This is a genomic window from Nitrosomonas ureae, assembly GCF_900206265.1.
GTDB lineage: Bacteria > Pseudomonadota > Gammaproteobacteria > Burkholderiales > Nitrosomonadaceae > Nitrosomonas > Nitrosomonas ureae_C.
In genome coordinates, this window is the sequence record NZ_LT907782.1 from 1,834,348 (window position 1) to 1,860,314 (window position 25,967).

General features: G+C 46.1%; 18 protein-coding genes. 10 read left to right on the top strand and 8 right to left on the bottom strand.

The genetic code is table 11. The features are described 5' to 3' along the window. Positions 1-57: 57 nt before the first annotated feature. Positions 58-2,859, bottom strand: coding sequence for a phosphoenolpyruvate carboxylase (ppc, locus tag CPG39_RS08605; protein WP_096292918.1), 2,802 nt, complete (start codon positions 2,857-2,859; stop codon positions 58-60). A gap of 124 nt (positions 2,860-2,983) precedes the next feature. Here ppc and hemC point away from each other — a divergent pair, with 124 nt between their 5' ends. The 3 genes from hemC (at position 2,984) to CPG39_RS08620 (ending at position 6,051) form a co-directional block, all read left to right on the top strand. After that, positions 2,984-3,940 carry a hydroxymethylbilane synthase gene (hemC, locus tag CPG39_RS08610; protein WP_096292919.1) on the top strand — a complete coding sequence of 319 codons (957 nt, stop codon included), beginning with the start codon at positions 2,984-2,986 and terminating at the stop codon, positions 3,938-3,940. Between the two features lie 2 nt (positions 3,941-3,942). Then, a complete protein-coding gene (locus tag CPG39_RS08615) occupies positions 3,943-4,728 on the top strand; it encodes a uroporphyrinogen-III synthase (RefSeq protein WP_096292920.1) in 786 nt (261 codons plus the stop codon). 147 nt (positions 4,729-4,875) lie between these two features. After that, on the top strand, positions 4,876-6,051 hold the full coding sequence (locus tag CPG39_RS08620) for a heme biosynthesis HemY N-terminal domain-containing protein (protein WP_096292921.1): 1,176 nt from the start codon (positions 4,876-4,878) through the stop codon (positions 6,049-6,051). A gap of 130 nt (positions 6,052-6,181) precedes the next feature. On the opposite strand, the gene CPG39_RS08625 is transcribed toward CPG39_RS08620, so the two are convergent. Further along, a complete protein-coding gene (locus CPG39_RS08625; RefSeq protein WP_096292922.1) occupies positions 6,182-7,234 on the bottom strand; it encodes a CDP-6-deoxy-delta-3,4-glucoseen reductase in 1,053 nt (350 codons plus the stop codon). A 47-nt stretch (positions 7,235-7,281) separates the two neighbouring features. On the opposite strand from CPG39_RS08625, the gene CPG39_RS08630 reads away from it, so the two are divergent. The 5 genes from CPG39_RS08630 (at position 7,282) to zapD (ending at position 11,972) form a co-directional block, all read left to right on the top strand. Continuing rightward, complete coding sequence (locus CPG39_RS08630; protein WP_096292923.1) at positions 7,282-8,178, top strand: SDR family oxidoreductase; 897 nt, start codon at positions 7,282-7,284, stop codon at positions 8,176-8,178. Between the two features lie 197 nt (positions 8,179-8,375). Then, positions 8,376-9,599 carry a type II secretion system F family protein gene (locus CPG39_RS08635; RefSeq protein WP_013646455.1) on the top strand — a complete coding sequence of 408 codons (1,224 nt, stop codon included), beginning with the start codon at positions 8,376-8,378 and terminating at the stop codon, positions 9,597-9,599. Between the two features lie 32 nt (positions 9,600-9,631). After that, positions 9,632-10,495, top strand: a complete 864-nt coding sequence (locus CPG39_RS08640) for a prepilin peptidase (protein WP_096292924.1) — start codon at positions 9,632-9,634, stop codon at positions 10,493-10,495. A 3-nt stretch (positions 10,496-10,498) separates the two neighbouring features. Continuing rightward, entirely contained in the window at positions 10,499-11,095 is a 597-nt protein-coding gene (gene coaE / locus CPG39_RS08645) for a dephospho-CoA kinase (RefSeq protein ID WP_096292925.1), read from the top strand. Between the two features lie 121 nt (positions 11,096-11,216). Continuing rightward, positions 11,217-11,972 (top strand): cell division protein ZapD, encoded by a 756-nt coding sequence (gene zapD / locus CPG39_RS08650; RefSeq protein WP_013646452.1) that lies wholly within the window; start codon positions 11,217-11,219, stop codon positions 11,970-11,972. 111 nt (positions 11,973-12,083) lie between these two features. On the opposite strand, the gene CPG39_RS08655 is transcribed toward zapD, so the two are convergent. Both CPG39_RS08655 and metH read right to left on the bottom strand, forming a co-directional pair. After that, positions 12,084-12,269 (bottom strand): hypothetical protein, encoded by a 186-nt coding sequence (locus tag CPG39_RS08655; protein WP_096292926.1) that lies wholly within the window; start codon positions 12,267-12,269, stop codon positions 12,084-12,086. A gap of 210 nt (positions 12,270-12,479) precedes the next feature. Further along, the gene (gene metH / locus CPG39_RS08660; protein WP_096292927.1) at positions 12,480-16,190 is read right to left on the bottom strand and encodes a methionine synthase; all 3,711 of its coding nucleotides are present in this window, start codon (positions 16,188-16,190) and stop codon (positions 12,480-12,482) included. Positions 16,191-16,876: 686 nt separating this feature from the next. On the opposite strand from metH, the gene CPG39_RS08665 reads away from it, so the two are divergent. Beyond that, complete coding sequence (locus CPG39_RS08665) at positions 16,877-17,263, top strand: exosortase system-associated protein, TIGR04073 family (protein ID WP_096292928.1); 387 nt, start codon at positions 16,877-16,879, stop codon at positions 17,261-17,263. A gap of 55 nt (positions 17,264-17,318) precedes the next feature. Here CPG39_RS08665 and CPG39_RS08670 read toward each other — a convergent pair whose 3' ends face one another. The 4 genes from CPG39_RS08670 to CPG39_RS08685 form a co-directional block, all read right to left on the bottom strand. Beyond that, positions 17,319-20,558 carry a type I restriction endonuclease subunit R gene (locus CPG39_RS08670; RefSeq protein WP_096292929.1) on the bottom strand — a complete coding sequence of 1,080 codons (3,240 nt, stop codon included), beginning with the start codon at positions 20,556-20,558 and terminating at the stop codon, positions 17,319-17,321. An 89-nt stretch (positions 20,559-20,647) separates the two neighbouring features. Next, positions 20,648-21,781, bottom strand: a complete 1,134-nt coding sequence (locus CPG39_RS08675; protein ID WP_096292930.1) for a Fic family protein — start codon at positions 21,779-21,781, stop codon at positions 20,648-20,650. Further along, complete coding sequence (locus CPG39_RS08680) at positions 21,778-23,085, bottom strand: restriction endonuclease subunit S (protein ID WP_145956227.1); 1,308 nt, start codon at positions 23,083-23,085, stop codon at positions 21,778-21,780. Before CPG39_RS08680 ends, CPG39_RS08675 begins: the two co-directional genes overlap by 4 nt. Before the next feature lie 3 nt (positions 23,086-23,088). Next, complete coding sequence (locus CPG39_RS08685) at positions 23,089-25,329, bottom strand: type I restriction-modification system subunit M (RefSeq protein ID WP_096292931.1); 2,241 nt, start codon at positions 25,327-25,329, stop codon at positions 23,089-23,091. Positions 25,330-25,442: 113 nt separating this feature from the next. On the opposite strand from CPG39_RS08685, the gene CPG39_RS08690 reads away from it, so the two are divergent. Continuing rightward, positions 25,443-25,958, top strand: a complete 516-nt coding sequence (locus CPG39_RS08690) for a DUF2141 domain-containing protein (protein WP_096292932.1) — start codon at positions 25,443-25,445, stop codon at positions 25,956-25,958. The last annotated feature ends 9 nt before the right edge of the window (positions 25,959-25,967 follow it).

The following is a 25,967-nucleotide window of genomic DNA, read 5'->3' on the forward strand; positions in this document are numbered from 1 at the left end:
ATACCAGAGCCTCCTACCGTGCACTCATAAGAGCAAGCATGTCATAAAATTTTGCCGCTAACCGCTATTGCGCAATCCTGCTGTTACACCATTGATGGTGAGATGAATAGAACGTTTAACCTCTTCGCTATCTTCGCCAGATCGGTAGCGGCGAAGCAATTCCACCTGCAAATGATTGAGCGGGTCGATATAAGGGATTCTATTGCGGATACTGCGCGCCAATGTGGGATTATCTTGCAGTAACTCGACATTCCCGGTGATCGCAAATAGCCATTTCTCGCTTCTCGCGCGCTCCTCTCGGATGCGTGCAAAAATCTGCTCACGCAGCGCAATATCATTAACCAATTCAGCATAGCGTGAGGCAATACCCATATCTGTCTTAGCTAGCACCATATCCATATTCGACAACAGCGTTTGCATAAAGGGCCATTTCTGGTACATTTCCTGCAGTAACGCCAACCCTTGTCCGTTTTGATCTTTCCGAGTTACAAATGTTTCCACTGCATGCCCAAAGCCATACCAGCCAGGCAACATCATCCGACTCTGACTCCAGCTGAATACCCATGGAATTGCACGCAAATCTTCAATATCATCAGAACTTGTGCGAGAGGGCGGCCGACTACCTATGTGTAAACCTGCCATTTCCCGGATAGGTGTCGATTCCAGAAAGAATTGCTTGAATCCCGTAGTTCCGAAAACCAAATCCTGATAAGCTGCAAAAGAAATCGCTGCAAGTTTATTCATCGCAGGGTAATATTGATCTGCATTGCTACCGATCGAATCGTGCCCGAGCAAGGTTGCCTCCATCGTTGCAGCCACTAAAGTTTCAAGGTTACGACGTCCAATCTCAGGTTCGGCGTATTTACTACTAATAACTTCGCCTTGTTCGGTTACTCGTATCTGACCATTTACACTACCAGGGGGCTGTGCCAGGATACTCTGATAGCTGGGACCACCGCCACGTCCAACTGTGCCACCACGACCGTGAAATAGACGCAATCCAATCTGATGCTTAGCAAAAACCTTGGTCAGTGCAATTTCCGCCTTGTAAATCTCCCAATTTGAGGCGATAAATCCACCATCCTTATTGCTATCGGAATATCCCAGCATCACCTCCTGCACACTACCCATTGAACTTAAAAGTTTGCGATAGTACGGCAATGAAAATAATTGATCCATAATTTTGCCGCAACTTTGCAAATCAGAGATTGTTTCAAACAACGGGATGATATTAAGATGCAACTGGGGATTTTCTCCGGTTTGCAGCAAATCCACCTGCCGCAATAAGTATGCTACTTCCAGTATATTGATTACCCCGGTTGTCATGGAAATAATGTAATTCGGCATTGCTGCACGTCCGAAACGCCGATGAATTTCAGCTGCGCACTGCAAAATGCGCAATTCGGATTGCGTCGTTTCCGAGAACTCCGAAGGAATAGTCAATAATGGATGTAATCGATTAATTTCTGATAGCAACCAATCGATACGCTCTTCCTCACTCAGCTGCAGGTAATCCTTGTGACCCGTGTAATATTCAAATAGCTCGCTTACAACTTGTTCATGGATTTTGCTATGTTGGCGCATATCCAGAGGCGCAAGATGAAAACCAAACACATCGGCAGCTCGCCGCAAGTTGCGTAATGCACCACGCGCCACCCAAGAAGATTTATGCTGCTTCAGGGATTGAATGATTGCTTCAAGATCGTGTACAAATTCAGCACTGTCAGCGTAGGGTTCTCTGGTTTCTTCCGTACTAAGCTGCAAAACTTGATGTCCGAATTTTTTTGCAGTGGCAACCAAACGTGCACCGATGCTCAGGAATATTCGCCGATAAGGCTCATCAGATCGATTAGGAATATCCGGCGCGGTAGCAAGCAATTTTTTGACTTCGTCACTGACCTCTACCAAACGTTCGGTCAGACTCATGGAGCGACCAATTTTTTGTACAGCATCGATATAATATTCCAGTGCCACGGCTGATTGACGTTCCATAGCTCGCAACATGACTTCATGTGTAACAAAAGGATTGCCATCGCGATCACCGCCAATCCAGCTTCCAATTCGCAGAAATGAAGTCACCAATGGTATATCGCCAGCCAGTCGACGCTCGAGCAGATCTTCGATCTTTGCGTATATGTATGGAATTTCACTTAGAAAGGTATAACTGTAGTACGCCAAACCATTTTCAATCTCATCATAAACAGACAAGCGGGTCGGACGTAACATGCGCGTTTGCCACAAAATTTGAATTGTAGCGCGTTGATTTTCTTCATTATGGCGCATTTCATTCGGAGTCAGTTCAACCCAGGCTCGTTCTTTCAACAAACGCTCAATGGCCAGTTGACAATCCAGTATGCTTCTACGCTGCACCTCGGTTGGATGTGCTGTCAGAACTGGAGAAACGATCGCATGCTTGAAAAAATCAGTAAGGATTGTGCGTGCATTACTACTGCTTTCCAATACACGCTCAAGGGCTAAGGTCACACTTCCTGCCTGCGGCGTTGAGCCGGCACGCAGGTGAGCCCGCCGCCGGCGGTTATGATGCACATCTTCTGCAATATTGGAAAGCAGTGAGAAATAACTAAAAGCCCGAACGACCGGCAATGAATCCTTATCGCTTAATTGCTTGAGTATCGCTTCCAGTTCATACCGTGCAGCGGGATCTTGCTCTCGATGAAAGCGAATAGCTATCTTACGTATATTTTCTACCAGCTCAAAGGCCTTATCTCCCTCTTGCTCACGCACCGTATCACCCAGCATACGTCCAAGGAAACGAATATCCTCGCGCAATGGCAAGTCTTTATCATTAGCTAGCTTATTAGTATTATTATCATAATTATCTGAATCAACATCATTCATTACGTTCTACATCCATTATAAAAAATGAAACCAGTATCCATTCCCGGCACGCCAAGTCAGCATCGACCATGTTAAAATGATCATCAGTAGGAATTTTTTGTAATTTTTTCATTTTATATTATTAATGCCCAACTCATTTTTATTTCCCAAGAAAATCGTTATTGCTTCACGAGAAAGCCTCCTTGCTATGTGGCAAGCCAAGTTCATTCAGAAATGCCTAAGCGAATTATACCCGCAAACTGAAATCAGCATACTTGGTATGACAACGCGCGGCGATCAAATACTGGATCAATCATTATCCAAAATTGGCGGAAAAGGCCTATTTATTAAAGAGCTTGAGCAAGCTCTGGAAGATGGCCGTGCTGATATTGCGGTACATTCCATGAAAGACATGCCCATGAATGTTCCTGAAGGATTCAAACTAGCCGCCATAACTGAGCGGGAAGATCCACGCGACGCGTTTGTTTCTAATCACCATGCCAGCTTGGACGCGCTGCCTACCGACAGTATTGTCGGCACGTCTAGTTTGCGACGCGAAAGCCAATTGCGTGCACATTTCCCGCTACTGCAAGTACAGCCACTGCGAGGGAATGTTCAGACCCGATTACGCAAACTCGATGAAGATCAATATGCTGCAATTATTCTGGCAGCCGCCGGTTTAAAACGGCTTGAACTCTCCAATCGCATTACCGCCCTACTTAATCCTGAACAAAGCTTGCCTGCAGTTGGACAAGGCGCCTTGGGAATCGAATGCAGAGCTGATCGCATGGATCTGATTCAGCTTATGCAACCACTACACCACCAGGCAACTGCTTATTGCGTTGAAGCCGAGCGTTCGATGAGTCGCGTACTGGGAGGCAGTTGCCAGGTGCCACTTGGAGCATTTGCTGAAATTGACAACGACAAACTTCGACTCCGTGGATTCGTTGCCCAGCCCGATGGCAAACGCATAGTAAGCGGAGCTTTAGAGGGCAAACCTGAAACCGGTATTGCAATGGGGCAACAACTGGCGCAAAAGCTAATTAAACAAGGCGCAGATGAAATTCTAGCTGCTTTAGTGTCTGCCGAAGGTTGGAAATAACATTGCTCACCCGCAAACAACTGACTGGGATTAACATACTGGTTACCCGTCCACTACATCAATCCACTTTTCTTGCAGAAAACATTCACGCTAGCGGTGGTAAGCCGATTTTACTTCCAGTACTGGAAATTACTGATGTCACGGATATTACCCCCCTGCTTGATCTAATTAATCGTTTGGATGAATTTGATTGGGCGGTATTTGTCAGCCCTAATGCTGTTACCAAAAGTATGGATTTAATTACCAAGCAACGCGCGCTACCTCCTGACTTAAAAATTGCTGCTGTAGGAAAAGGCACTGCGGATACCTTAAGACGGTATGGAGTCAACCAGGTTCTTATTCCAATCGAGCATTTTGATAGTGAGGCATTGCTTAAGTCGGAAGAATTACAAAATATGACCGAAAAACATGTGGTGATTTTTCGTGGGAATGGCGGGCGAGCGTTATTGGGTGACACGCTCGCACAACGCGGTGCACATATCGAATATGCAGAATGTTACCTGCGCAGAAAACCAGAGATTGATAGCGCACCCTTGCTTGCTGCCTGGTCGCAAGGGAAAATACACGCAGTAATCATTACAAGTAGCGAGGGATTGCATAATTTATTTGACATAATAGGCACGCTTGGCCAACAATTGCTGAAAACAACCCCGGTTTTTACAGCGCATGATCGCATTGCCCAAGCAGCCAGAGAATTAGGATTGAAAAAAATCGTGAAAGTACCATACGCCGGTGATGAAGGTTTACTGAAAGGTTTGTATATATACTTTCAGTCAATGGAAAAATAGTGTTATTTTGAATGAAATACAAAAAAGGGCCTTTAAATAAAGTATAAATAATCGCGCATCAATTGTACTCACCGCAGCAGTGGGTGTGTATTTATAATCCGTGATATGAATTAATAATGATCGACTCTATTGCAATGAGGAGAATATATGAAACTGATAGTCTGGCTAATAGCACTATTCGCTGCTGCTGTAGCTGTTACACTTACTGCTAAACACATCACCGGGCATGCTTCATTGGTGATGCCGCCTTATCAATTAGAACTACCGCTCGATCAGTTTATTATTGTAGTGATCGTAGCTTTTCTAGTTTTCTATTTTTTAGTACGACTCACCCTGGGGATATTCGGATTCAGCAGAAGGCATCGTCATAAAAAAACGGATGAGATGCTGCTGTCCGGACTGAAAGCTTACTTTGAAGGTGATTTTGTTAAAGCACAAAAGAACGCCGCCGTGGCACTAAAATTAGCAAATTCAGCAACTGTAAAAGCCATCAGTGCCGTTATCGCAGCTCGTTCAGCCCACAAACTCAATCAAGTTAACGCACGGGATCAATATCTAAATAATGCACTCATTCAAATACCCGGCGAGAAGTCCTTATGTCTTGCCACAAAAGCTGAATTCCAATTGGATGACGGAAATTATCAGGATGCGCTTAAAACCTTGCAGTCATTATATTCAGAAGGAGGATTGCAGCCAACTGCTGTATTGCTGCTGGAATTGGAAGCTCAGCAACGCGGTAGAAATTGGGATGCGGTGTTGGAATTAACGGAAGTGCTGGAAAAACGGCAATCGGCTAATAAAACATACATAAAAAAATTAAAACACGATGCACAAATAGAAAATATTAGAAGCAAAACCATCGATTCACAATCCTTGAATCAGTATTGGTTGCACATATCGCCAATGGAAAAAATGGATAGTAAGCTTTGTGCAGCTGCAGTGCGTTCTTACATTTCTCTAGGAAATTGCGCAACTGCAAATCGGATTATTGAACAGAATGTTCCGATCACATGGGATAACGACCTGATTGAACTCTACGCGGAGTGCCTGGATTATCATGTCAACAGGCAAATTGAATGCGCTGAAGTATGGCTAAAATCACAGCCCAATAATGCACAACTGCTACTGACGCTTGGTAAACTCTGCACACATTGTGAGCTTTGGGGCAAAGCGCAAAATTATCTAGAAGCTAGCTTATCGGTTGAACCAAGTTATAAAGCACATTTCGCACTGGCACAACTAAACGAGAAGCTGGGTAAACATGAATTGGCTATGAGCCATTATAATAAAGGGCTTGAATTATGTCTAAAACAGCTTATTTAATAGATCGCTAAGAAACACACCTTCAGGAAAGCTGACGAAAAGGCCGCAAGAAAACAGAAAAAAATATAACTAAAATAACATAAGTACCTGCGGTTAACTTTATATTTCAGAGGCCTTTTCCTTAAATGTACTAAATGCTTGAGTTTGAAGGATTGCTAGTCGATGGCGTGAACACATCTGAGAAAAAAGCATTTTTAGGCAGATTGCAATAAAGAGTAAAGTCGTGATACGCTGCTTTTATCATTGCAGGAACACCACAGGCGTAGATCTGATATTTTTCCAGACTCTTGAAATCCTGCATAACAGCTTCATGAACCAATCCTGTTCTTCCTTCCCAGCCATCAATGGGTAAAGGCTCGGATAATACAGGCACAAATGTGAAATTCTTATGCTGTTGCTGCCAACTATCAGCTAACTCGGCTAAATATAAATCAGCTTTTGCGCGTGCACCCCAGTAAAGAATCATTTTTCTTTTGCTGCTTCGGTCATTTTCTTGATATAAAACATGTTCAAGTATGCTTTTTATTGGTGCAAATCCTGTTCCACTGGCTAGAAAAATTATTGCAGCATCTTCAGGTGCATCTCGCAAAAAGAATGATCCGAGCGGCCCGATAAAGCGAACAATATCTTTAACCCTCATTTGGTTAAAAACATATTCCGTAAATACGCCACCGGGATAATTGCGCACATGTAATTGCAGAAACTCATCATTATGAGGAGCATTTGCTAAAGAAAAACTCCGGCGCTTCCCGTCTTTAAGCAAGATATCAATATATTGACCTGGTAAAAATTGTAATCGCTGCTTGGCAGGAAGCTTTAATGAGATAACCATAACATCGGGAGCAACAAGATCGAGCTTATGCACACGGCAAGGCAGAGTCTTTATTTCGATATCTTTAATCGCGGTGATTTCCTGACATTCAATGATCAAGTCAGTCAATGGAGAAGCGCAGCAAAATAGAGCGTTACCAGCTTCTCTTTCTTCTTTAGTCAAGGTTTCTTCACTATATCCCCCATAATTCACCGACCCCCGTATGATTTTTCCTTTACAAACCCCACAGGAACCGTTACGACAACCATAGGGAAGCGAAAAACCTTCGCGCAACGCTGCATCAAGAATGGTTTCTCCTGGCTTTACTGTTAATATATGCCCGCTAGGTTGGATAAAGATTTGATGCGACATTGAGTAGCAGATAAGAATGAGTACTATATGGAAATAAAATAAATTGTATGAAAAAAATACTGTTAATTATCGGTTGCGGTGATATCGCCTTACGGACAGTACCACTGCTAAAAACACACTACCGTATCCTCGGTTTATATCGTAACGCAGACCGTGCCGACCTGTTACGCGCAAATGACATTACTCCAATTTACGGTAATTTAGATTGTCCCAAAAGTCTTAAGAAGCTCGGGGGAATAGCACATTTGGTATTACACTTGGCCCCTCCGCCCAATTATGGAAAACGGGACACAAGAACACTGCATTTATTGTCTGCTCTAACAAAAAAAACGAAAAACAATTCAATAATTTTACCACAACGACTCATCTATATCAGTACCAGCGGGGTTTATGGTGACCGCCAGGGTGATTTAATTGATGAGACTCATCCTGTTCAGCCTGAGAATGATCGAGCAATACGACGTGTCTTTGCTGAGAAACAGATACGTAACTGGGGAAAACGTAATCACATTTCGACCTGCATAGTGCGGGTACCCGGAATCTATGCAGCCAATAGATTACCTTTGCAACGTTTGCGAGATGGCCATCCCACCTTATTGGACGCTGAGGATAACTATACAAATCATATACATGCTGACGATCTTGCGCAGATTATTTTTGCTGCCATCCGGTTTGCCAAAACCAATAGAATTTATCACGCCTGTGATGATTCTCATCTAAAAATGGGGGAATATTTTGACTTAGTTGCTGATTATTTTGGCTTGCCGCATCCTCGTCGTATCACCCGAAATCAAGCTCAAGAACAAATAACGCCCACTATGCTATCTTTTATGAAAGAGTCCAGACGGCTTAGAAACGTCAGAATAAAAAAAGAATTACATATTAGTTTGCTATATCCCACAGCTCATGACGGCGTTAAAGCTGCATTGATTAATAATCAGTAAATCAAGCACTCAGTCTGATATTAATTCCTCAATTTTTTAGCTCGCGCTAAGTAATAGTCAATCGATGCCGTTAAATTCGCACAATTTTAAAACAATCTTTTGATTCTATTATCAAAAAGATAAATTAGAATTTTTGTGATGCATCTGTTAGAAATTCTTAACTATCAATAGTATATTGAGTTTTGAAGGAGCTTATTATGGCAACTGTAACCGCAAGCACCGAGAAAAAAATAAAAGAAATTAATTATTCGTGGGAAGGAAAGGATAAGTATGGAAAGCAACTAAAAGGTGAAATGCGAGCCGCAGGAACTGTAATTGTAACTTCCACACTGCGCCGTCAAGGCATCAAAGTTACAAAAATAGAAAAAATGCAATCCAATGGTAGGATTATTGAGAAAGATATAACGCTATTTACACGTCAGTTGGCAACCATGATGAAATCCGGTGTACCACTGCTACAGGCATTTGATATTATAGGAAAAGGCCATAGTAACCGGGCATTGAGTAAGTTGTTGATGGATATTAAAGCCGATGTTGAAACAGGCAGTAATCTCACGGATGCATTCCGCAAATACCCGCTTTATTTCGATGCGCTATATTGCAATCTTGTTGGCGCAGGAGAAGCTGCGGGCATCCTTGATACTATTTTAGACCGTCTAGCTACCTATAAAGAAAAAATTCAAGCTATCAAAGGAAAAATTAAGTCTGCTCTTTTTTATCCTATTTCAATTATTGTAGTTGCATTTGTCATCACGGCAATAATAATGATTTTTGTGATCCCGGCCTTTAAGGATTTATTTGAGGGATTCGGTGCCGATTTACCTGCTCCAACACTCTTCGTAATGGCTATCTCGGATTTCTTCGTCGCTTATTGGTGGGCAATCTTCGGTATTGTAGGTGGCGGGATTTATGCTTTCTTTTATACTTGGAAAAGATCTATCCCCATGCAGCGGATTATCGATCGTATCGCGCTTAAGATTCCTGTCTTTGGAGAAGTAATTCGTAAAGCTACTATTGCACGTTGGGCGCGCACACTCTCTACGATGTTTGCAGCAGGCGTTCCTTTGGTAGAATCATTAGACTCCGTCGCAGGTGCTGCTGGAAATCATATCTACTATGAAGCCACAAAGAATATACAGCTTGAAGTGAGCATAGGTAACAGTTTAACGTCATCAATGGCCAACAGTACCGTATTTCCCAATATGGTTATTCAAATGGTAGCTATCGGCGAAGAAGCGGGATCGCTTGATTCCATGCTTGGTAAAATAGCTGATTTTTACGAAGCAGAAGTCGACGATGCTGTTGCCGCACTTTCTAGCTTAATGGAACCCATGATCATGGTTGTTCTGGGAACACTCATTGGCGGTATGGTAATCGCAATGTATTTACCTATTTTCAAAATGGGCATGGTCGTTAGTTAAATTTTATTTTTTCTCATCTATACAAAATAGCCATGACCTTACTCAGCATATTGCAAAATTCTCCTGTTCTTTTTATTTCCTTGATAGCACTACTGGGTTTAATGGTAGGTAGTTTTCTGAATGTTGTGATTTATCGACTGCCTGAAATGCTGAAAAGAAGTTGGCTGCAACAATGTGCAGAGTTGCAAGGTCACCAAACAAGCAAAACATCACCAGCATTTAATCTCACTAGTCCGCGCTCAGCTTGTGTCCATTGCGGCCACAAACTGAGTATATGGGAAAATATTCCAGTGATCAGCTATTTACTGTTACGCGGCCGTTGCTCCCAATGTAACGCGCGCATTTCTTTCCGTTATCCAGCTATAGAAGTGCTAACAGCTTTAATGAGTGGCATCGTTGCTTGGTATTATGGATACAGTTTGATAACCATCGCGGCATTGATTTTTGTTTGGGCACTAATCACTTTGACAGTGATTGATCTTAATACACAACTATTGCCGGATGATATAACTTTGCCGTTATTATGGTTGGGATTATTGGTAAATATTAATAATAGTTTTACCGATATTCAATCAGCCGTAATTGGTGCCGCAGTAGGCTACCTTTCCTTATGGTCAATTTATTGGTGTTTTAAATTGATAACCGGAAAAGAAGGTATGGGGTTTGGTGACTTTAAATTGCTATCCGCAATTGGGGCTTGGCTAGGATGGAGCATGCTTCCACTGGTCATACTATTTTCCTCGCTGGTGGGTGCTATCGTAGGAATTGGAATGATCGTCGCAGCAAAACTCAATAATAACATACCCATCCCTTTTGGCCCTTACCTTGCTGGTGGGGCGCTTATCGCATTGTTCTGGGGAGAAAAATTAAATCATGCTTATTTTGGACTGTTCTAACCAATGACTTTGATTGTAGGACTAACTGGAGGAATTGGCAGTGGCAAATCAACTGTAGGTCAATATTTCGTAGATCTGGGTATTGATGTTATTGATACTGATGTAATTGCCCGGATGCTAACTGAGCCCGGTGGCTTAGCTATAAACTCAATTAAAAATTCTTTTGGACAAGCCATGATAGCTGCAGATGGTTCTCTAAATAGAGAAAAGATGCGCAATTTAATCTTCTCAGATAATAATTATAAGCTTGCATTGGAAAATATTCTTCATCCCCTCATTCTTACCGAAACTCTCCAACAAATCAGAAAAGCTCTATCGCCCTACATAATAATCGCCATTCCGCTTCTATTTGAGACAAATGACTACGATAAAATAATTCAACGCACTTTAGTTATTGATTGTGAAGAAAAACAACAAATATTACGAACAATGGAACGGAGCAAATTGTCTGAAGATCAAGTAAAAGCAATCATCGCCACACAGATTTCACGAACACACCGCTTGCAAAAAGCCGACGATATTATCGTCAACAATCTGGATATTGCATATTTGAAGGCGCAAGTAGCTCAGCTACACAGAAAATATATTTCTTTATCATAATAAACATTACGTTACCCCATAACACGTCACAATTTAACTGGGAAATTCACTTCTTTTGTGAAATAATATCTCCGAAGCAAGATTCAATATTTCTAATCTTTGTTGTGGATGCATCGTTATTGTGATTTGTTATGAACACCCGCTTAATGAGCGGATACGCACCCTTCTCCGACTTGAAGACTTATTCAATAAAATTGATTTCTTTTCAACCAAAGAGAGTGCGTCTGAACATCATGCTTCACTTATCGCTTTATTTGAGATTCTTGAAATCACCAATCGTGCAGATATCAAGTCCGATTTATTACAAGAACTGGAACGGCAAAAACTGCTACTCGAGATGTTACGAAAGAATCCGGACGTTTCTGAAGCAGCTCTTGATAGTGTACTCAATGACATAAAAATCACATTCAGGGAAATGCTGGATTTTCCAGGTAAAGTAGGTGAACACTTGCGTGAGAATGAATGGTTGATGGCGATTAAACAAAGAATTGGGATACCAGGTGGTTGCTGTGTATTCGATTTACCATCCTATCATTATTGGCTCAATTCGGATCCTATTTATCGACATGCAGACTTCAATGAGTGGCTATCTCCATTCCAGCCCATCCGTAATGCATTCAGAATTGTGTTGCTGTTGTTACGTAAGAGCGGAAGAACTCTAAGAGTTGTTGCGAATCAGGGGGTTTTTCAGCAGACCGGCTCAGAATATTCAGCACATATGCTAAGACTGAATCTAAGCGATCAGCTTCCCTGCGTACCCGAAATCAGCGCTAATAAATATGCATTAAACATTCGTTTTCTTCCGACGCAGACAGGGCAAAAAAACAAAATCTATGAAGATGATGTGGTATTTGAAATAACCTTCTGTAATCTTTAACTACTGCAGCAGAGTTCAGAAGAACTAAACGAATCAAATATATCAAACCTAATCCCCACCTCTCCGCACTGAAATCCGTAGGAAAGGTAGGGCATACTAAAAACTTTGTTGCTACTTTTTCTGTTCCTCGGTGTTACTCTTCTTTTCCTTTGTAATAGGATTCTGTAGCCCATAGCCTTCTTCCTTAGCCTTGTAGCCCCCGTATGCGCCAGCCCCCCCTGCAGCAAGAAGCCAGCATCCCGACATCAGTGGAATAACGAGTAAAATTATCAAGAAGCGCATCAATTTTGATTTCATCTCAACCTCCAAAAAATCTATCAAGATAAGATATAAATTACCATCAAATTAAAAATTAAGCAGGCCTACGCCCAATTCAATCTTAACTATATCTTATAAAATACGTGAGATACAAGAAAAAGTCAGTTGGGAAACACACGGGCCCCACAACACTACCGCCCGCATTTTTACGCACCACTACACCTATGAATAATTGCAAGATCATGACATTTATCGCTCATACGCCAGTACCGGTGCCAGCCATCGTTCTGCTTCTTCTACTGTCCAACTTTTCCGTTTAGCGTAATCCTCCACTTGGTCTTTGCCGATCTTTCCGACAGCAAAAAATGTTGAATCAGGGTGTGCGAAATAGAAACCGGATACCGCAGCAGTAGGAACCATGGCAAATGATTCGGTAATGATGATTCCGGCATTCTCGGTAGCACTCAAAGTCGAAAACAGCGCACCCTTCTCGGTATGATCCGGACAAGCAGGATATCCGGGCGCAGGACGGATGCCACGATATTCTTCATTGATCAGTTGCGTGTTGGTTAAAGTTTCATCTTTGGCATAGCCCCAGAATTCACGACGCACCCTCGCATGCATGTGTTCAGCAAAGCCCTCTGCCAGACGATCCGCGAGCGCCTTGAGTACTATCGCGCTGTAATCGTCGTTGGTTTCTTCAAATGCTTTGACGCGTTCATCGATGCCAAACCCCGCGCCTACGGCAAACAAACCAATCGTATCTTGAATGCCCGTTTCCCTGGGTGCAATAAAATCGGACAAGCACCGATTCGGCTTACCTGACGGTTTTTGATCTTGTTGCCGCAGACAATGATAAGTCATGGCAAGCTTGTTACGTGAAGGGTCAGTGTAAATTTCGATGTCATCGCCGACGGAATTAGCTGGAAACAAGCCAATCACTGCATTAGCGCTCAACCATTTTTGTTCGATTATTTTCTTCAACATCGTTTGCGCATCGCGAAATAGCTGGCTTGCTGTTTCCCCAACGACCTCATCTTGCAGGATATCCGGATAACGCCCAGCAAGCTCCCAGGCTTGGAAGAAAGGTGTCCAATCGATGTACGGTACAATTTTCTCCAGCGGGTAATTATTCAACGTACGGATCCCTATCAATTCCGGTTGATAGGGATGGTAATTTATCCAGTCAGTCTTGAACGCATTGGCACGTGCTTCAGCAAGCGTCAACAATTTCGTCGGCCCTTTCTTGTTTTTGTGCTGAGTGCGTACTTTCTCGTATTCGTCCTTTATTTCTTGGACATAATTTACTTGCAAATCCTGTGACAGCAGATTGCTACACACACCCACCGCACGGCTGGCATCCGGCACCCACACGGTCGGACCTTCATAGTGTGGCGCAATTTTGACTGCGGTATGAACTCGCGACGTCGTAGCGCCACCAATCAGCAACGGAATGGTAAATCCCTCACGCTGCATTTCCTTAGCAACGTGCGCCATTTCTTCCAGCGAAGGCGTGATCAGTCCGGACAACCCAATGATATCCGCGTTCTCGCGCCGCGCCATATCGAGAATCTGCGCGCTTGGCACCATCACGCCCATGTTGATCACTTCGTAGTTATTGCATTGCAAAACCACGGTGACGATATTTTTGCCGATATCGTGCACATCGCCTTTGACAGTGGCGACGACAATTTTGCCCTTCGGTTTGTTGTCTCCCGATAATTTCTTCTCAGCTTCGATAAACGGCAGCAAATGCGCCACCGCCTGCTTCATGACGCGCGCCGATTTGACCACCTGCGGCAAGAACATTTTGCCCGCACCGAACAAATCACCGACAACACCCATGCCTTCCATCAACGGCCCTTCGATCACCTGAATCGGACGCCCGCCCTGTTTTTCAATCTCCACCCGCGCCGCTTCGGTATCTTCCACAATAAATGTAGAAATGCCCTTGACCAGCGCATGCGTCAGGCGCTGTTGCAGCGGTTCATCACGCCACGCCAGATCCTCAACTTGTTCTTTTTTCTGGCCTTTAAAATTTTCTGCATATTCAACCAGAATCTCGGTAGCATCCGAACGTCTGTTCAATATGACATCCTCAACCTTCTCCAACAGTTCCGCAGGAATATCTGAATAAACACCCAGTTGCCCGGCATTGACAATACCCATCGTCATGCCTTCTTTAATCGCGTGGTATAGGAAAGCAGTGTGAATCGCTTCGCGGATCGGCTCGTTGCCACGGAAGGAGAACGACACATTGGATACGCCACCACTGATTTTGGCGTACGGCAGGGTCTGCTTGATAGCACGCGTAGCCTCGATAAAATCGACGCCATAGTTATTATGTTCTTCGATTCCTGTCGCAATCGCGAAAATATTCGGATCGAAAATAATATCCTCGGGCGGAAAACCAATCTTGTCGACCAGCAAACGATAACTGCGCGTGCAAATCTCCACTTTGCGCTGCAACGTGTCGGCCTGACCCTGTTCATCGAAAGCCATAACAATCACCGCTGCGCCATAGCGGCGGGCCAACTTGGCATGGTGGATAAATTCGGCTTCACCTTCTTTCATGCTGATGGAATTGATGATGGGCTTGCCTTGCACGCATTTCAAACCGGCTTCAATTACCGTCCATTTACTGGAATCGAGCATGATCGGCACTTTGCAGATGTCCGGCTCGGCCGCCAGCAGGTTCAGGAAAGTCACCATGGCTTTCTGTGAATCCAACATAGCCTCATCCATATTGATATCGATGATCTGCGCGCCGTTCTCCACCTGGCTGCGCGCCACATTCAGCGCTTCCGCATAATCATCGCTCAGAATCAGGCGGGCAAAAGCCCGGGAACCGGTAACATTGGTACGTTCACCAACATTGACGAACAAAGAATCATCACCGATGTTCAATGGTTCCAGACCAGATAGCCGCAATTTTTTTGGGATTTCCGGAATTACGCGCGGCGCGATATCACTGACCGCTTCCGCAATCGCTTTGATATGCGCGGGCGTCGTACCGCAACAACCGCCGACGATATTGACAAAGCCCGATTGCGCAAAGCCTTTGATCTGGCTCGCAGTATATTCAGGCGATTCATCATAACCGGTTTCCGATAAAGGATTCGGCAAACCGGCATTGGGATGCACACTGGTATAAACATCCGCGACACCGGCCAGCTCTTCAACATAAGGGCGCATCAATTCTGCACCCAGCGCGCAGTTAATACCGACCGATAACGGCCGGGTGTGGCTGACCGAGTTCCAGAAAGCTTCCGGCGTCTGTCCCGATAATGTGCGACCGGAAGCATCGGTAATGGTAACCGAAATCATGATCGGCAGACGTGTATCATGATCCTCGAAGTATTGATCAATGGCGAACAATGCCGCTTTGGCGTTGAGCGAGTCAAAAATGGTCTCGACCAGCAGAATATCCGCGCCGCCATCGACCAACCCGCAAATCGACTCCGTATAATCAGTCACTAATTGATCAAAGGTAATGCCGCGAAAGCCCGGATCATTGACATCCGGAGAAATGGACGCAGTTTTGGTAGTAGGACCGATCACACCGGCCACAAAACGCGGTTTTTGCGGATTTTTTTCTTCAAAAACCTGCGCCGCCTCACGCGCCAGCTTTGCCGCAGCAAAATTCAATTCATACACCAGATCCTGCATGTGATAATCGGCCATCGAAGCGGCAGTGGAATTGAATGTATTGGTTTCGATGATATCCGCACCCGCTTCCAGATAACCGCTATGAATCGACCGGATAATGTCCGGTTGAGTCAAGGTCAGCAAGTCATTATTCCCTCTCAGATCATGCGGAAAATCAGCAAAACGCTGCCCGCGAAAATCCGCCTCTGAAAGTTTGAATGTCTGGATCATCGTACCCATCGCACCATCCAGAATCAGAATGCGTTGTGCGAATAAGCTTTTCAATAAAGCGGTACGGGAATCTCTAGTCATGGATTTGAAAATGAATAAAAGGTAGGGATGCGATATTATAACGTAGATCGCAGCGCTAAAAACTGCGGAGCTACCCACCCAAACCGTACAAATAAATTAGAGACCTTTGCACGGTGTCATGAGCGATACGAGAATAAGGCAAAAATTTGCGAAAAAGGGGAGTTTACACAGGGTAAATGAGCATTTTTCGCAAATTTTTAACGCAATTATCGTGCCGCGTAGTAACCGTGCAAAGGTCTCTTATAGTTAATTGCCTTTGAAGCGCTCATATTTTCTACATGACTTGTTGGGAATAACCAATGTACGATCTTTCCCGGAATTGCCTAACTATGGAGAATCCATAAATTGGAAGAACAATTAGTTTTAAGTAACAGTCGGCATAGAAAAATCGAGATGAGCTCATCCATCTGGAAAAAAATTATGTTATCTCCATGTACTTCGCATTTCAGATGTGTTTTATACTTTAACACTGGCTTACAACCATCATTGCTAGAGATAGGAATTTTAAAAATATATAAATTGCTGTTCTATAATAACATTTAAGATGAATCACGTTTAAGCGTCGTACTGAATAGTGTCAACCCGGCAATCTGCCGATCAATAAAGCAGTGAAACGCATTCATTGATGACAATCAGTTGACCATCGTCGACAATACTAAGGGTCTTACAATTAAAAGGGAGTTTTGATGAGATCAATTTCCAAATTAGCTTTAGTGGTTTCCATGTCTTTTCTTTTTTCGTCTCAAGCCATCGCCAATGAAGAAGCTAGTGGAAATTCGTACCTTAGCAAAGCAGGCCTGAAGTTTTTCTCCGGTTTGGTCAACGTGGCTACCGGATGGATAGAATTGCCCAAAAATATCAACTTAACCGGTCAAAAAGATACCCCGGTTTCAGGATTGACTGCCGTAACCTTAGGGGTACTACAAGGTGCCTGGTACACCATTAATCGCACTGGATGCGGCGTAGTAGACATTGTGACCTTTATGATTCCGACCAACCCGCTGGTTGACCCCGTCTTTGTCTGGAATGATTTCTTGCGAGAAACGGAATTTAAGGGATACCAGATGAATTGACAGCATTTATGGATTCCGTGCTTCCTCCCCGTAAGTTTTCAGCGCATCGGTTAAGTTAAGCTGCCCACTTCCTACCTTGACTGGCATAATCCACTATCCGATAAAACACATCATCGCATTTCTCACGAAATAATACGCGATCGTAACTTTCCGGCAAATTGTTATCCAGCACTTGCTCAACTGCGGAGCGGACAACCCGTTGGGTTTGTGCATTCTTGTACCAATCCTGCACCAGCACCTTGGGATATTCTTGCAACAAACGATGCAACAGGGATTTTGCCGCCAGCTTAACTTTCTGTGTTTCGTCCTGCGTCATCCGGTCTTTTTTCAACAAATCGAACAACTCCAGCTCATCCTGGGTCAGTCCTTCACGGATATGACGCTCATCTTCCGCGCGCAGATCTTCGGTGAATTGCATCAGATCTTCGTAATAATTTTCGGTCGCTGAACCACCGGTGTTGTAAGTATCGATAATCTGCTGCAAGCGCTGTGCAAAATCGGTGCGGGTTGCATTCTGTTGCAGCATCAATTCCAGTTTATGTTGCAGGAAAGCGCGCAAATCGGCAATTTCGATATGCTTGTAAGTCGCTTGTTTGAATTCCTCGCGCAATTTGTCGAAATTGATTCTGCTCAGATCCCAGGTCCTGCCTTTTTGAACGATCTGATATTCCGACTTATTCTGCCGTGTCTTAAGTGTATCCGTGCTATCCACCACCACGCTCTCATCCAGCAAATCGGCAATCTTCCGGCTGATCGCATCGATATCCTTTTGCTCGATGAGGCTGTCGATCACCCCGCGCAAGTATTGAAATGCCGCGACCGACCGGACTCTGTCGCGGTTATAGTGCCCCATGATTTCCGGTTTGCATGCTTCGTACAACGATGAAATGGCATTCTCGTATACATTCAGCGCCTTGCGCCATTCATCATTGGCCAGCAATGCATCGGCAAATTGATTGAATTTCGCGATATTCTTGAACACATCGTCGCCATCCAGCACTTCTTCCAGAGCCACTTTCTTTTCGTGGCAAAACACAAGGCCCTGTGTAATCGCATCGTCCAGCAGCCGGAACAATTCGGCTTTCTCCTTGACCGGCGGTTCATCGTCCTCATTCTGCCCCTGTGCGTAATCACGCAACGCCAGCTTCATGTTGCGAAACACATTGTAGTAATCCACGATTTCGCCATTGCGCTTCTCCACCTCGTTGATCTTCCACGAGGTCACACGATTGGCGCGAGCGATGGTTTGCATCAGCGTATGGCCTTGCATCGGCTTGTCGAGATACAACGTTGAAAGTGTCGGCGCATCAAACCCGGTCAGCCACATGGCGCAGACAAACACCAATTGCAGCGGATGCTCCGGGTCTTTGTAGTTGTATTCAATATCGTGCCCATGTTCATCCAGCCTATCCATGCGTTCACGATGCGGCTTGATGGTCAAACCCTGCGCGGCAAATTTTTCTTCCTCGCCTGCGTCCCCGCTAATCACCACGGCCATTTCAACAGAACGCATGAATTCAACGAGCTGCTCCAGACGCCGCTTCTCTATTGCGTTAGCAGTCTTGCTGATAATCCCTTTCAGGGTTCTTATCTCTTCCTTCCACAGCCGCTGCACCTTATCGTACATCTTCACGGCGGTGAATTTATCCACTGACACCACCAGGCCCTTGCCCAGATAACCGCGCCGGGGAAAGTGATAAACGATATCCCGCGCGATTTTTTCCAGCCGGTCGTCGCGTTTGATGACTTCTATTTCCGTGGAGAAACGCTTCTCCAGCTTGGCCTGCTGCGCCTCGTCCAGATTCTCATCTTCCAAAATCTGGTAAAACTCCTCGCTCAATCCCTCGTTCTGGATCAACACCTCCGGCACGCGTTTCTGGTAAAACAGCGGCACCGTCGCGCCATCATCCATCGATTGCTGAAAGTTGTATTCCGACACATAACCGCCAAACCACGCATTGGTCTTGCGCTCGCGCCCCAGCAGGGGTGTGCCGGTAAACGCCAGATAATTCGCCTTAGGCAAGCCCTTGCGCATGTTCTCCGCCAGCGACTTGTATTGCGTGCGATGCGCCTCGTCGACGATCACGATGATGTCGTTTCGCGCTGACAGCTCGGGATATTCGCGGCCTTTGTCCCAACGGAATTTCTGGATCAGCGTGAATACGATGCGTTTGTTCTGCCCGAGGAATTTTCGCATCTCCTCGCTGTTCTTCGGTTGCGCCGCCTCGGCCTCGCTTACCGTGCGGGTATGCAGGAAATTACGATAAATCTGTCCATCCAGATCGTCGCGGTCGGTCACTACGACGAAAGTAAAATTGCCGGTCTGTTTGCGGAAAATTTTGCGCGCATAAAAAATCATCGAAAAACTCTTGCCTGATCCCTGCGTATGCCAAAACACTCCGAGCTTACCTGCCAATTCCTCACGTTGGAGGAAAACGTCATAAGCGCGATTCACGCCGATAAACTGGTGGTTCTGCGCGATGATTTTCTGCGTGTCTTTGTAATAGAGAACGAAATTCTCTACGTAATCCAGCAACTTTTGCTGCGGCAGCAAACCCTCGATGACACCTTCCAAGCTGGTGCCTTGCGCGCGGATTGCAGCACGGTCAATTTTCTGTTTCTCGTCATCGGCGCGCAGCCAGTTGAAATAATGTTCCCACTGCGCCGTGATGCTGCCGACTCTGGTTTCGACGGCGTTCGACAGCACGCAAAACGCATTGGTCAGGAAAAGCTGCGGAATTTCCGCCTTGTAATTCGTCAGATTGTCGTCATAAGCGTTGCGCAGCTTCACATTCGAATTTTTCAGTTCGATGAACACCAGCGGAATACCATTCACGTACAACAACACATCCGGGCGGCGGAAACCGCGCTCGCCCTTAATCCACAACTGCGTCACGACCAGAAAGCGGTTATTGTCCGGCACGTTAAAATCCAGCAAGCGCACGCGCTCCTGCTGAGATTGTCCCTGTGCATTGTCGAACGTCACCGGAGTGCCGTCGCGCATCAGGCCGTAGATCTCCTGGTTTGCCGCAATCAGTGTCATTGCTTGCCGCCGCTCGCACAGTTTTTCCAAGGCACTTTCGATGGTCACTTGCGGAATTTCCGGGTTCAAACGAAGCGCAGCTTCGCGCAACCGGTCAATCAAAATCACATCGCGTTTGCTGGCGCGGTTTGAACCGTCGTTCAAATCTTCCGCGTTTTCCGTATGGCAATCGAGCGCGTCGAAGCCGTGCAGATGCTGGAGCTTTTGCACCAGTGCTCGCTCGATCTGATCTTCGGAAATGAAGTTAGGCATTTAGTTTTTTTATCCGGATTTATTTTGCTTTAACTTAATTATTTTGCTTTAACTTAATCGTCGTCTAAGTTAAGGGAAATCGCTTTCCCTTAACTAGTGAACAAGCTTAAGTAACGATCAAACACGTAAGCGCGTCCTCGCTGCTGTCCGGTAATTTCCTGCAACAACCCTAATTGTTCGAAATCCCGGATCAAAGCATTCGCTGTTGGCGAACTCACGGACAGACTTCGTTCAATGTCAGCCGCTGTCACAATGGGCTTACGATACAATAAATTCAACAACTGCCGCGCATTGGCAGCGCGTTTGCCCAATGTCAGCACAGCAAGTTCCACCTCGGTGCGTAGCGCCAGTACCTGCCGGAATACGTCGCGCCCCTTGGTGGCGGTTTCCGCTATGCCTTGCAGAAAAAAACGCACCCAGTGAATCAGGTCGTTCGATACCCGTACACCCATCAGCGCATCATAATAACTCGCCCGGTTGCGCTCGAAAAAATCCGACAAATACAATGAAGGCTTCTCCAGCAAGCCATGGCTAACCAGATACAAAGGGATCAGCAAGCGGCCAATACGGCCATTGCCATCCAAAAACGGATGGATGGTTTCGAACTGATAATGACTGATCGCCACGCGGATCAAGTGCGGCACCACAATTTCCTCATTGTGCCAGAAGGCTTCCAGATCGCTCATCAAATCCGGCACGCCATCCGGATGGGAAGGAATAAACGCGGCATCCGCCAGACTGGAGCCGCCAATCCAGTTCTGGCTGGTGCGAAACTCGCCCGGCAGCTTATGCTCGCCGCGCACCCCACGCATCAGGATTTCATGCGTTTGTTTCAGCAGCCGGTTTGATAGCGGCAGATGTTTTAATTCAACAACCGCGCTATTCACCGCATCGATGTAATTGCGCACCTCACGCCAGTCATTGCGCTTTTCCGGTTGAATCTGATCTTCCGACATCAGCGCCTCGTCGATACCGGTCTGCGTGCCCTCAATCCGGCTGGAAGTCTGCGCCTCCTTCACCACGTGCATTTCAATAAATAGATCGATATCCGGCACGATCAAAGAAAAAGCGTTCAATTCCCCGAGCGCCCGGTTGGCCGCTTCCAGTAAGGTATTGATGGTGGCATCTTCCCAGATCCACTCATGGTTCACCGGCACCGGTTCGAAACTTTTGTACTGATAACGCTGCCGCCAAGCACCGGCTTTAAATGTTTCAAATTTCATGAGCGATCCTCCATGCCGGGCGGGAACCGGATGTCGAGATGCTCGACGGAAAGCTTTCCGGAGATCAGGCGGGGGAGGAGCTTATCTCTCATTGAGGTGAGGTATTCATTTTTCCGAGTAAAGACTCGTTTCATTTTAAACAGTGAATCTGCTATTTCTACATACCTTTTGATGAGTTGAGCTGGTGGCAGAAAGAACAAATTCGAGTAGGCTTGGTTTCGATTTAGTCCTGGAACTGCTGCATCATTGTTGATGAAGTTCATCGAACGCAGAAGAAAATATAAAAAACTGTTTGGCAATACCGATTTTACGTAATACACCGTATCAATGGGAAAGAATCCACGGTCAGACCAATATACACTGCCAACATTTCCCTTTCTTCCAACAATAAGTCCGGGTGTTTTTACCAGTGCCTCGTTATGTGTACCAACCACACCGCTAGAACCATAAACATGAAACTCGCCAGAGACTCGATCGTCATCTTTCAGTGCCTTACCGTAGCAAAGTTCCAGAACTGAGCCCAACTTCTTAACATCCCAACCTTCTGGCACACCTTTGACTTTCTTCACTTTCTCGTAACCGGGAAAGCGCAAACGTACAAACCATTCGCGGTAGATTTCCTCGGCCATCTTTTCCAGTAGCGCGATGCGCCGCTGGTTGTTTTCGATCAGCTCATCGTAGGCAGATAGAATGGCCCCGATTTTTTGTTGGGTTACAAGTGGTGGAACCGGTAATGGTAAGCGAGCCACAGTTTGTGTATTTATTACGCCCTGGGCAGAGCCAGTTGTAACTGATAACAACATCTCACGGCCAAAAGAACTACGGAAAAAATACGTCACAAATCTATTTGGCTCAATCAGTCTTGCGAAAACGACATTCGCGCAATTCAGCTTTCCAATTCCCTGCGGTACATCACAAGTATCTCCCCTATTTGCCCCGACACGGACAATCAGCACATCACCTGCTTTTAGTTGAGACTTTTTAAGTCTTTCATGAAATGACGGAACAATGTATAGGGCTCCATCAAGCATCAACCGACCAGGACGCACATCCTGAGACCTTATGAACGGTACACCGTCAGATTCATTTGAAAAGAACTCGCTCGTGGGGCCTACGTGACCTACAGACACTCTTTCCGAGATTTTAGATAAGCACGACCATACCCAATCCTTCGGAAGTTTCGGGACCGGAGTCGGAAACATGGGTAACGATTTCTGAAACTTTTTTTTCTTCTTTAGTTCGCCGCAAAACTCTACGAACTCATCGCCTGTCATATCCACCTTATGTTTTATCTTGGAATTCATTGTTCACTCAGATATCGCTTTTATGTTTTCTGAAACAACTGCTTCCAATATCCTCGCTTCGGTGTTCAATTTCTCAAGCTCATCACTCATATCTAAAATCTCTGCAATAAATTCCTCTTCTGTTTTGCCATCCTCCTCAATCACCACGCCGACATAGCGCCCCGGATTCAGTGAATAATCCTGTTCTTTGATTTCCTCAGGCGTGGCCAATTTGCACAGGCCAGTGACGTCTTCGTATTGCGCGTTGGGAAAACGCTCTTGCAGCCAGTGGATATGCAGAAAGTAAATTTCCGCATTTTTCACATCCTGGTGCAGTTCTTCCAGCGCGGTTTTAAGCGTTTTGGTTCTGCGGTCAGTTGCGGTGCGCTTGCCTTCCTTCTGCGCCTGCTCGGTTTGCTGTTTTTCGTGCTGACGCACGGTCTTGTCCAGACGCTTCAAGCCTTCGTGCAGTGCGGTGAAAAAAGGATCGAATGCATTGCGCAACTGGTGTTGTGCCTGATTTCTGGCGTTGACGGCTGCTGTGGAAGATTTCGTGTCAGCGCAAGATTCCTCACTATCGTTCGGAATGACACCATTGTCCGTGACTCTGCTGTCATTTCGATCCCTCCGATTGTCATTTCGACTCCCTTGATTGTCATTTCGACCACCGGGAGAAATCTTGCCGTGCGCGCAAGATTCCTCGCTGCCGCTCGGAATGACAGAGCCGTTTTGTTGTAAATAGCGCTGGTAGTATGTCTTGAGTTTGTCCAATTCCGCCCAATGCTGTAGCAGTTCAGTCACCGCTTGTTTGCCGCCCGCATCGTCCAGCACATCGAGCAGTTGCGCGCAGACGGGTTCGATCTTTGCGTTGTTTTCGATCAGCCGCTCCATACCGGCAGCGAAATAGCGGTCGATGAGCCGGATAAATTTTTCGCGCTGGCCTTTATGCAGGTGGCTGATGAGGGCGATGTTCTGGATGTGTTCTTCGCTGAATTCGCGGTGGGCGCGGTCGATCTGGGTGAAAATGTTGCGCGCGTCGATGAACAGAATCCTGTCGTCGCGCTTGGCTTTGTCGAAAAACCACAGCGTCGCGGGCAGCGTGACGGTGTAGAACATGTTCGACGGCAGTGTCAGCATGGCGTAGATCAGGTTGTGCTCGATCAACGTCTTGCGGATGTCGGCTTCGGAGTGGCGCGCATCGGAGGCGGAATTCGCCATGACCAATGCGGCGCGGCCTTGCAGTTTGAGCGAGGTGGCGAACAGGCTGATCCACAGGTAGTTGCCGTTCGGCACGGTTTCCTTGCCTTCGTCGGCTTTTTTCACTTTCGATTTGTTGCGCGGAATGCCATAAGTGTTGAACCGCCTATCCTTTTCCACGCTGGAGAGGCTCACGTCGTCGACATTGAACGGCGGATTGGCAAGCACGTAATCGAACGCGCCAAAGCTGTCGTGCGGGTCTTCGTAATAGGTGTTGGCCTGCTTGATTTCGCCGCGCAGGCCGTTGACGGCGAGGTTCATCTTGGCGAGCTTGACGGTATCCTGGGTTTTTTCCTGGCCACAGACATACACGCCGCTGTCCGCACCTTTCAATTCCTCGCGATGCGCTTCGATGAACTGCGCGGATTGCACGAACATGCCGCCGGAGCCGCAGGCGGGATCGAACACCTTGCCGCCATGCGGTTCGATGATCTCGACCATCAGGCGCACCACCGAGCGCGGCGTGAAAAATTCGCCGCCTTTCTGGCCTTCGCTGCGCGCGAATTCGGATAGAAAGTATTCGTAAATCTGCCCGAACAGGTCACCGGTCGCATTGGCGGGAATATCCGCGAACGTTCTCAGCAATTGTTGCGGAATGGTTTTGTCGGTGCGCGTCAGCGCCGCGTATTCGTCCTTCGGCAGCACGCCTTCAAGTTCCGGCTTGTATTCTTCGATGGCCTTCATCGCTTCCTTGAGCGCTTTGGCGATGTCCTTTTCTTCCGGTAGATTCAGCAGATAATCGTAGCGGGTATGGTCGGGCAGATAAAAACCGCATTGCTCGATGGCGATCTCGGAAACCGGCTTTTCGCGCCGCGTGCCCTGCAATTGCCGATATTCCGCGAGAATGGCCTGCTCGTGACGGCGGTAGTTGTTATCGGCAAATTTGAGGAAGATCAGTCCCAGCACCGGTGTCGCATATTCGCTCGATTTCAGATCGGAATTTGCGCGCAGTTTGTCGGCGGCGCTCCACAGATCGGCTTCGAGTTTTTTCAGTTGCGCTTTGTTCATGAGTTCCTGGAACGGATGGCGTTTTTCTTCGGTCGTATGGCTTTATTCTTAGCGAATCAGTTATAGTAAACTATTCATTCGCTGCAAACCCAAAAATCATACCGATGAAAACCATGAAATCCAAAACGCTTCATCCATTATTTACTTTTCCCCAAAAATCGGCATGGGCTCTGATGCTGGGATTTTTAATCTGCACCCAGGCCTATTCTGCTGAATCATTGAGTATTAGACCACAGGAAATCCCCGACACCTGCAATGCAGACCTCGCACAAGTCAGGGTAACCGTTCATGGCATAGAACCGCGCGGCATACTGAACGTTGAGCTATATGATGACCCGGAGCATTTTCTTTTTAAGAAGGGGCGCAAGCGCAAGGTTCGCGCGCCTGCGGAAGAGGGATCGCAGCAAGTCTGCATCAACCTCGAGCAGCCGGGAACCTACGCCGTGGCGGCTTATCATGATCTGGACGAAAACCGTAAATTAAAAAGGCAGTGGAATCTGTTACCGGGTGAGCCATTCGGTTTATCGAACAATCCCGAACAACACGTGGGCTTTCCTAAATTCAGCGATTCCGCATTTACTGCAACCGGCCAGGGTGCGGATATCGTGATCAATCTGAAGCAGCCCTGATTCATCGTG

Bases quoted from the DNA above. Each gene is read 5' to 3' on its own strand.
- coaE (WP_096292925.1), top strand. From the start codon at position 10,499: ATGACTTTGATTGTAGGACTAACTGGAGGAATTGGCAGTGGCAAATCA.
- CPG39_RS08685 (WP_096292931.1), bottom strand. From the start codon at position 25,329: ATGAACAAAGCGCAACTGAAAAAACTCGAAGCCGATCTGTGGAGCGCC.
- CPG39_RS08680 (WP_145956227.1), bottom strand. From the start codon at position 23,085: ATGAATTCCAAGATAAAACATAAGGTGGATATGACAGGCGATGAGTTC.
- hemC (WP_096292919.1), top strand. From the start codon at position 2,984: ATGCCCAACTCATTTTTATTTCCCAAGAAAATCGTTATTGCTTCACGA.
- CPG39_RS08635 (WP_013646455.1), top strand. From the start codon at position 8,376: ATGGCAACTGTAACCGCAAGCACCGAGAAAAAAATAAAAGAAATTAAT.
- metH (WP_096292927.1), bottom strand. From the start codon at position 16,190: ATGACTAGAGATTCCCGTACCGCTTTATTGAAAAGCTTATTCGCACAA.
- CPG39_RS08630 (WP_096292923.1), top strand. From the start codon at position 7,282: ATGAAAAAAATACTGTTAATTATCGGTTGCGGTGATATCGCCTTACGG.
- ppc (WP_096292918.1), bottom strand. From the start codon at position 2,859: ATGAATGATGTTGATTCAGATAATTATGATAATAATACTAATAAGCTA.
- CPG39_RS08620 (WP_096292921.1), top strand. From the start codon at position 4,876: ATGAAACTGATAGTCTGGCTAATAGCACTATTCGCTGCTGCTGTAGCT.
- CPG39_RS08640 (WP_096292924.1), top strand. From the start codon at position 9,632: ATGACCTTACTCAGCATATTGCAAAATTCTCCTGTTCTTTTTATTTCC.
- CPG39_RS08625 (WP_096292922.1), bottom strand. From the start codon at position 7,234: ATGTCGCATCAAATCTTTATCCAACCTAGCGGGCATATATTAACAGTA.
- CPG39_RS08690 (WP_096292932.1), top strand. From the start codon at position 25,443: ATGAAATCCAAAACGCTTCATCCATTATTTACTTTTCCCCAAAAATCG.
- CPG39_RS08675 (WP_096292930.1), bottom strand. From the start codon at position 21,781: ATGAAATTTGAAACATTTAAAGCCGGTGCTTGGCGGCAGCGTTATCAG.
- CPG39_RS08665 (WP_096292928.1), top strand. From the start codon at position 16,877: ATGAGATCAATTTCCAAATTAGCTTTAGTGGTTTCCATGTCTTTTCTT.
- CPG39_RS08655 (WP_096292926.1), bottom strand. From the start codon at position 12,269: ATGAAATCAAAATTGATGCGCTTCTTGATAATTTTACTCGTTATTCCA.
- CPG39_RS08670 (WP_096292929.1), bottom strand. From the start codon at position 20,558: ATGCCTAACTTCATTTCCGAAGATCAGATCGAGCGAGCACTGGTGCAA.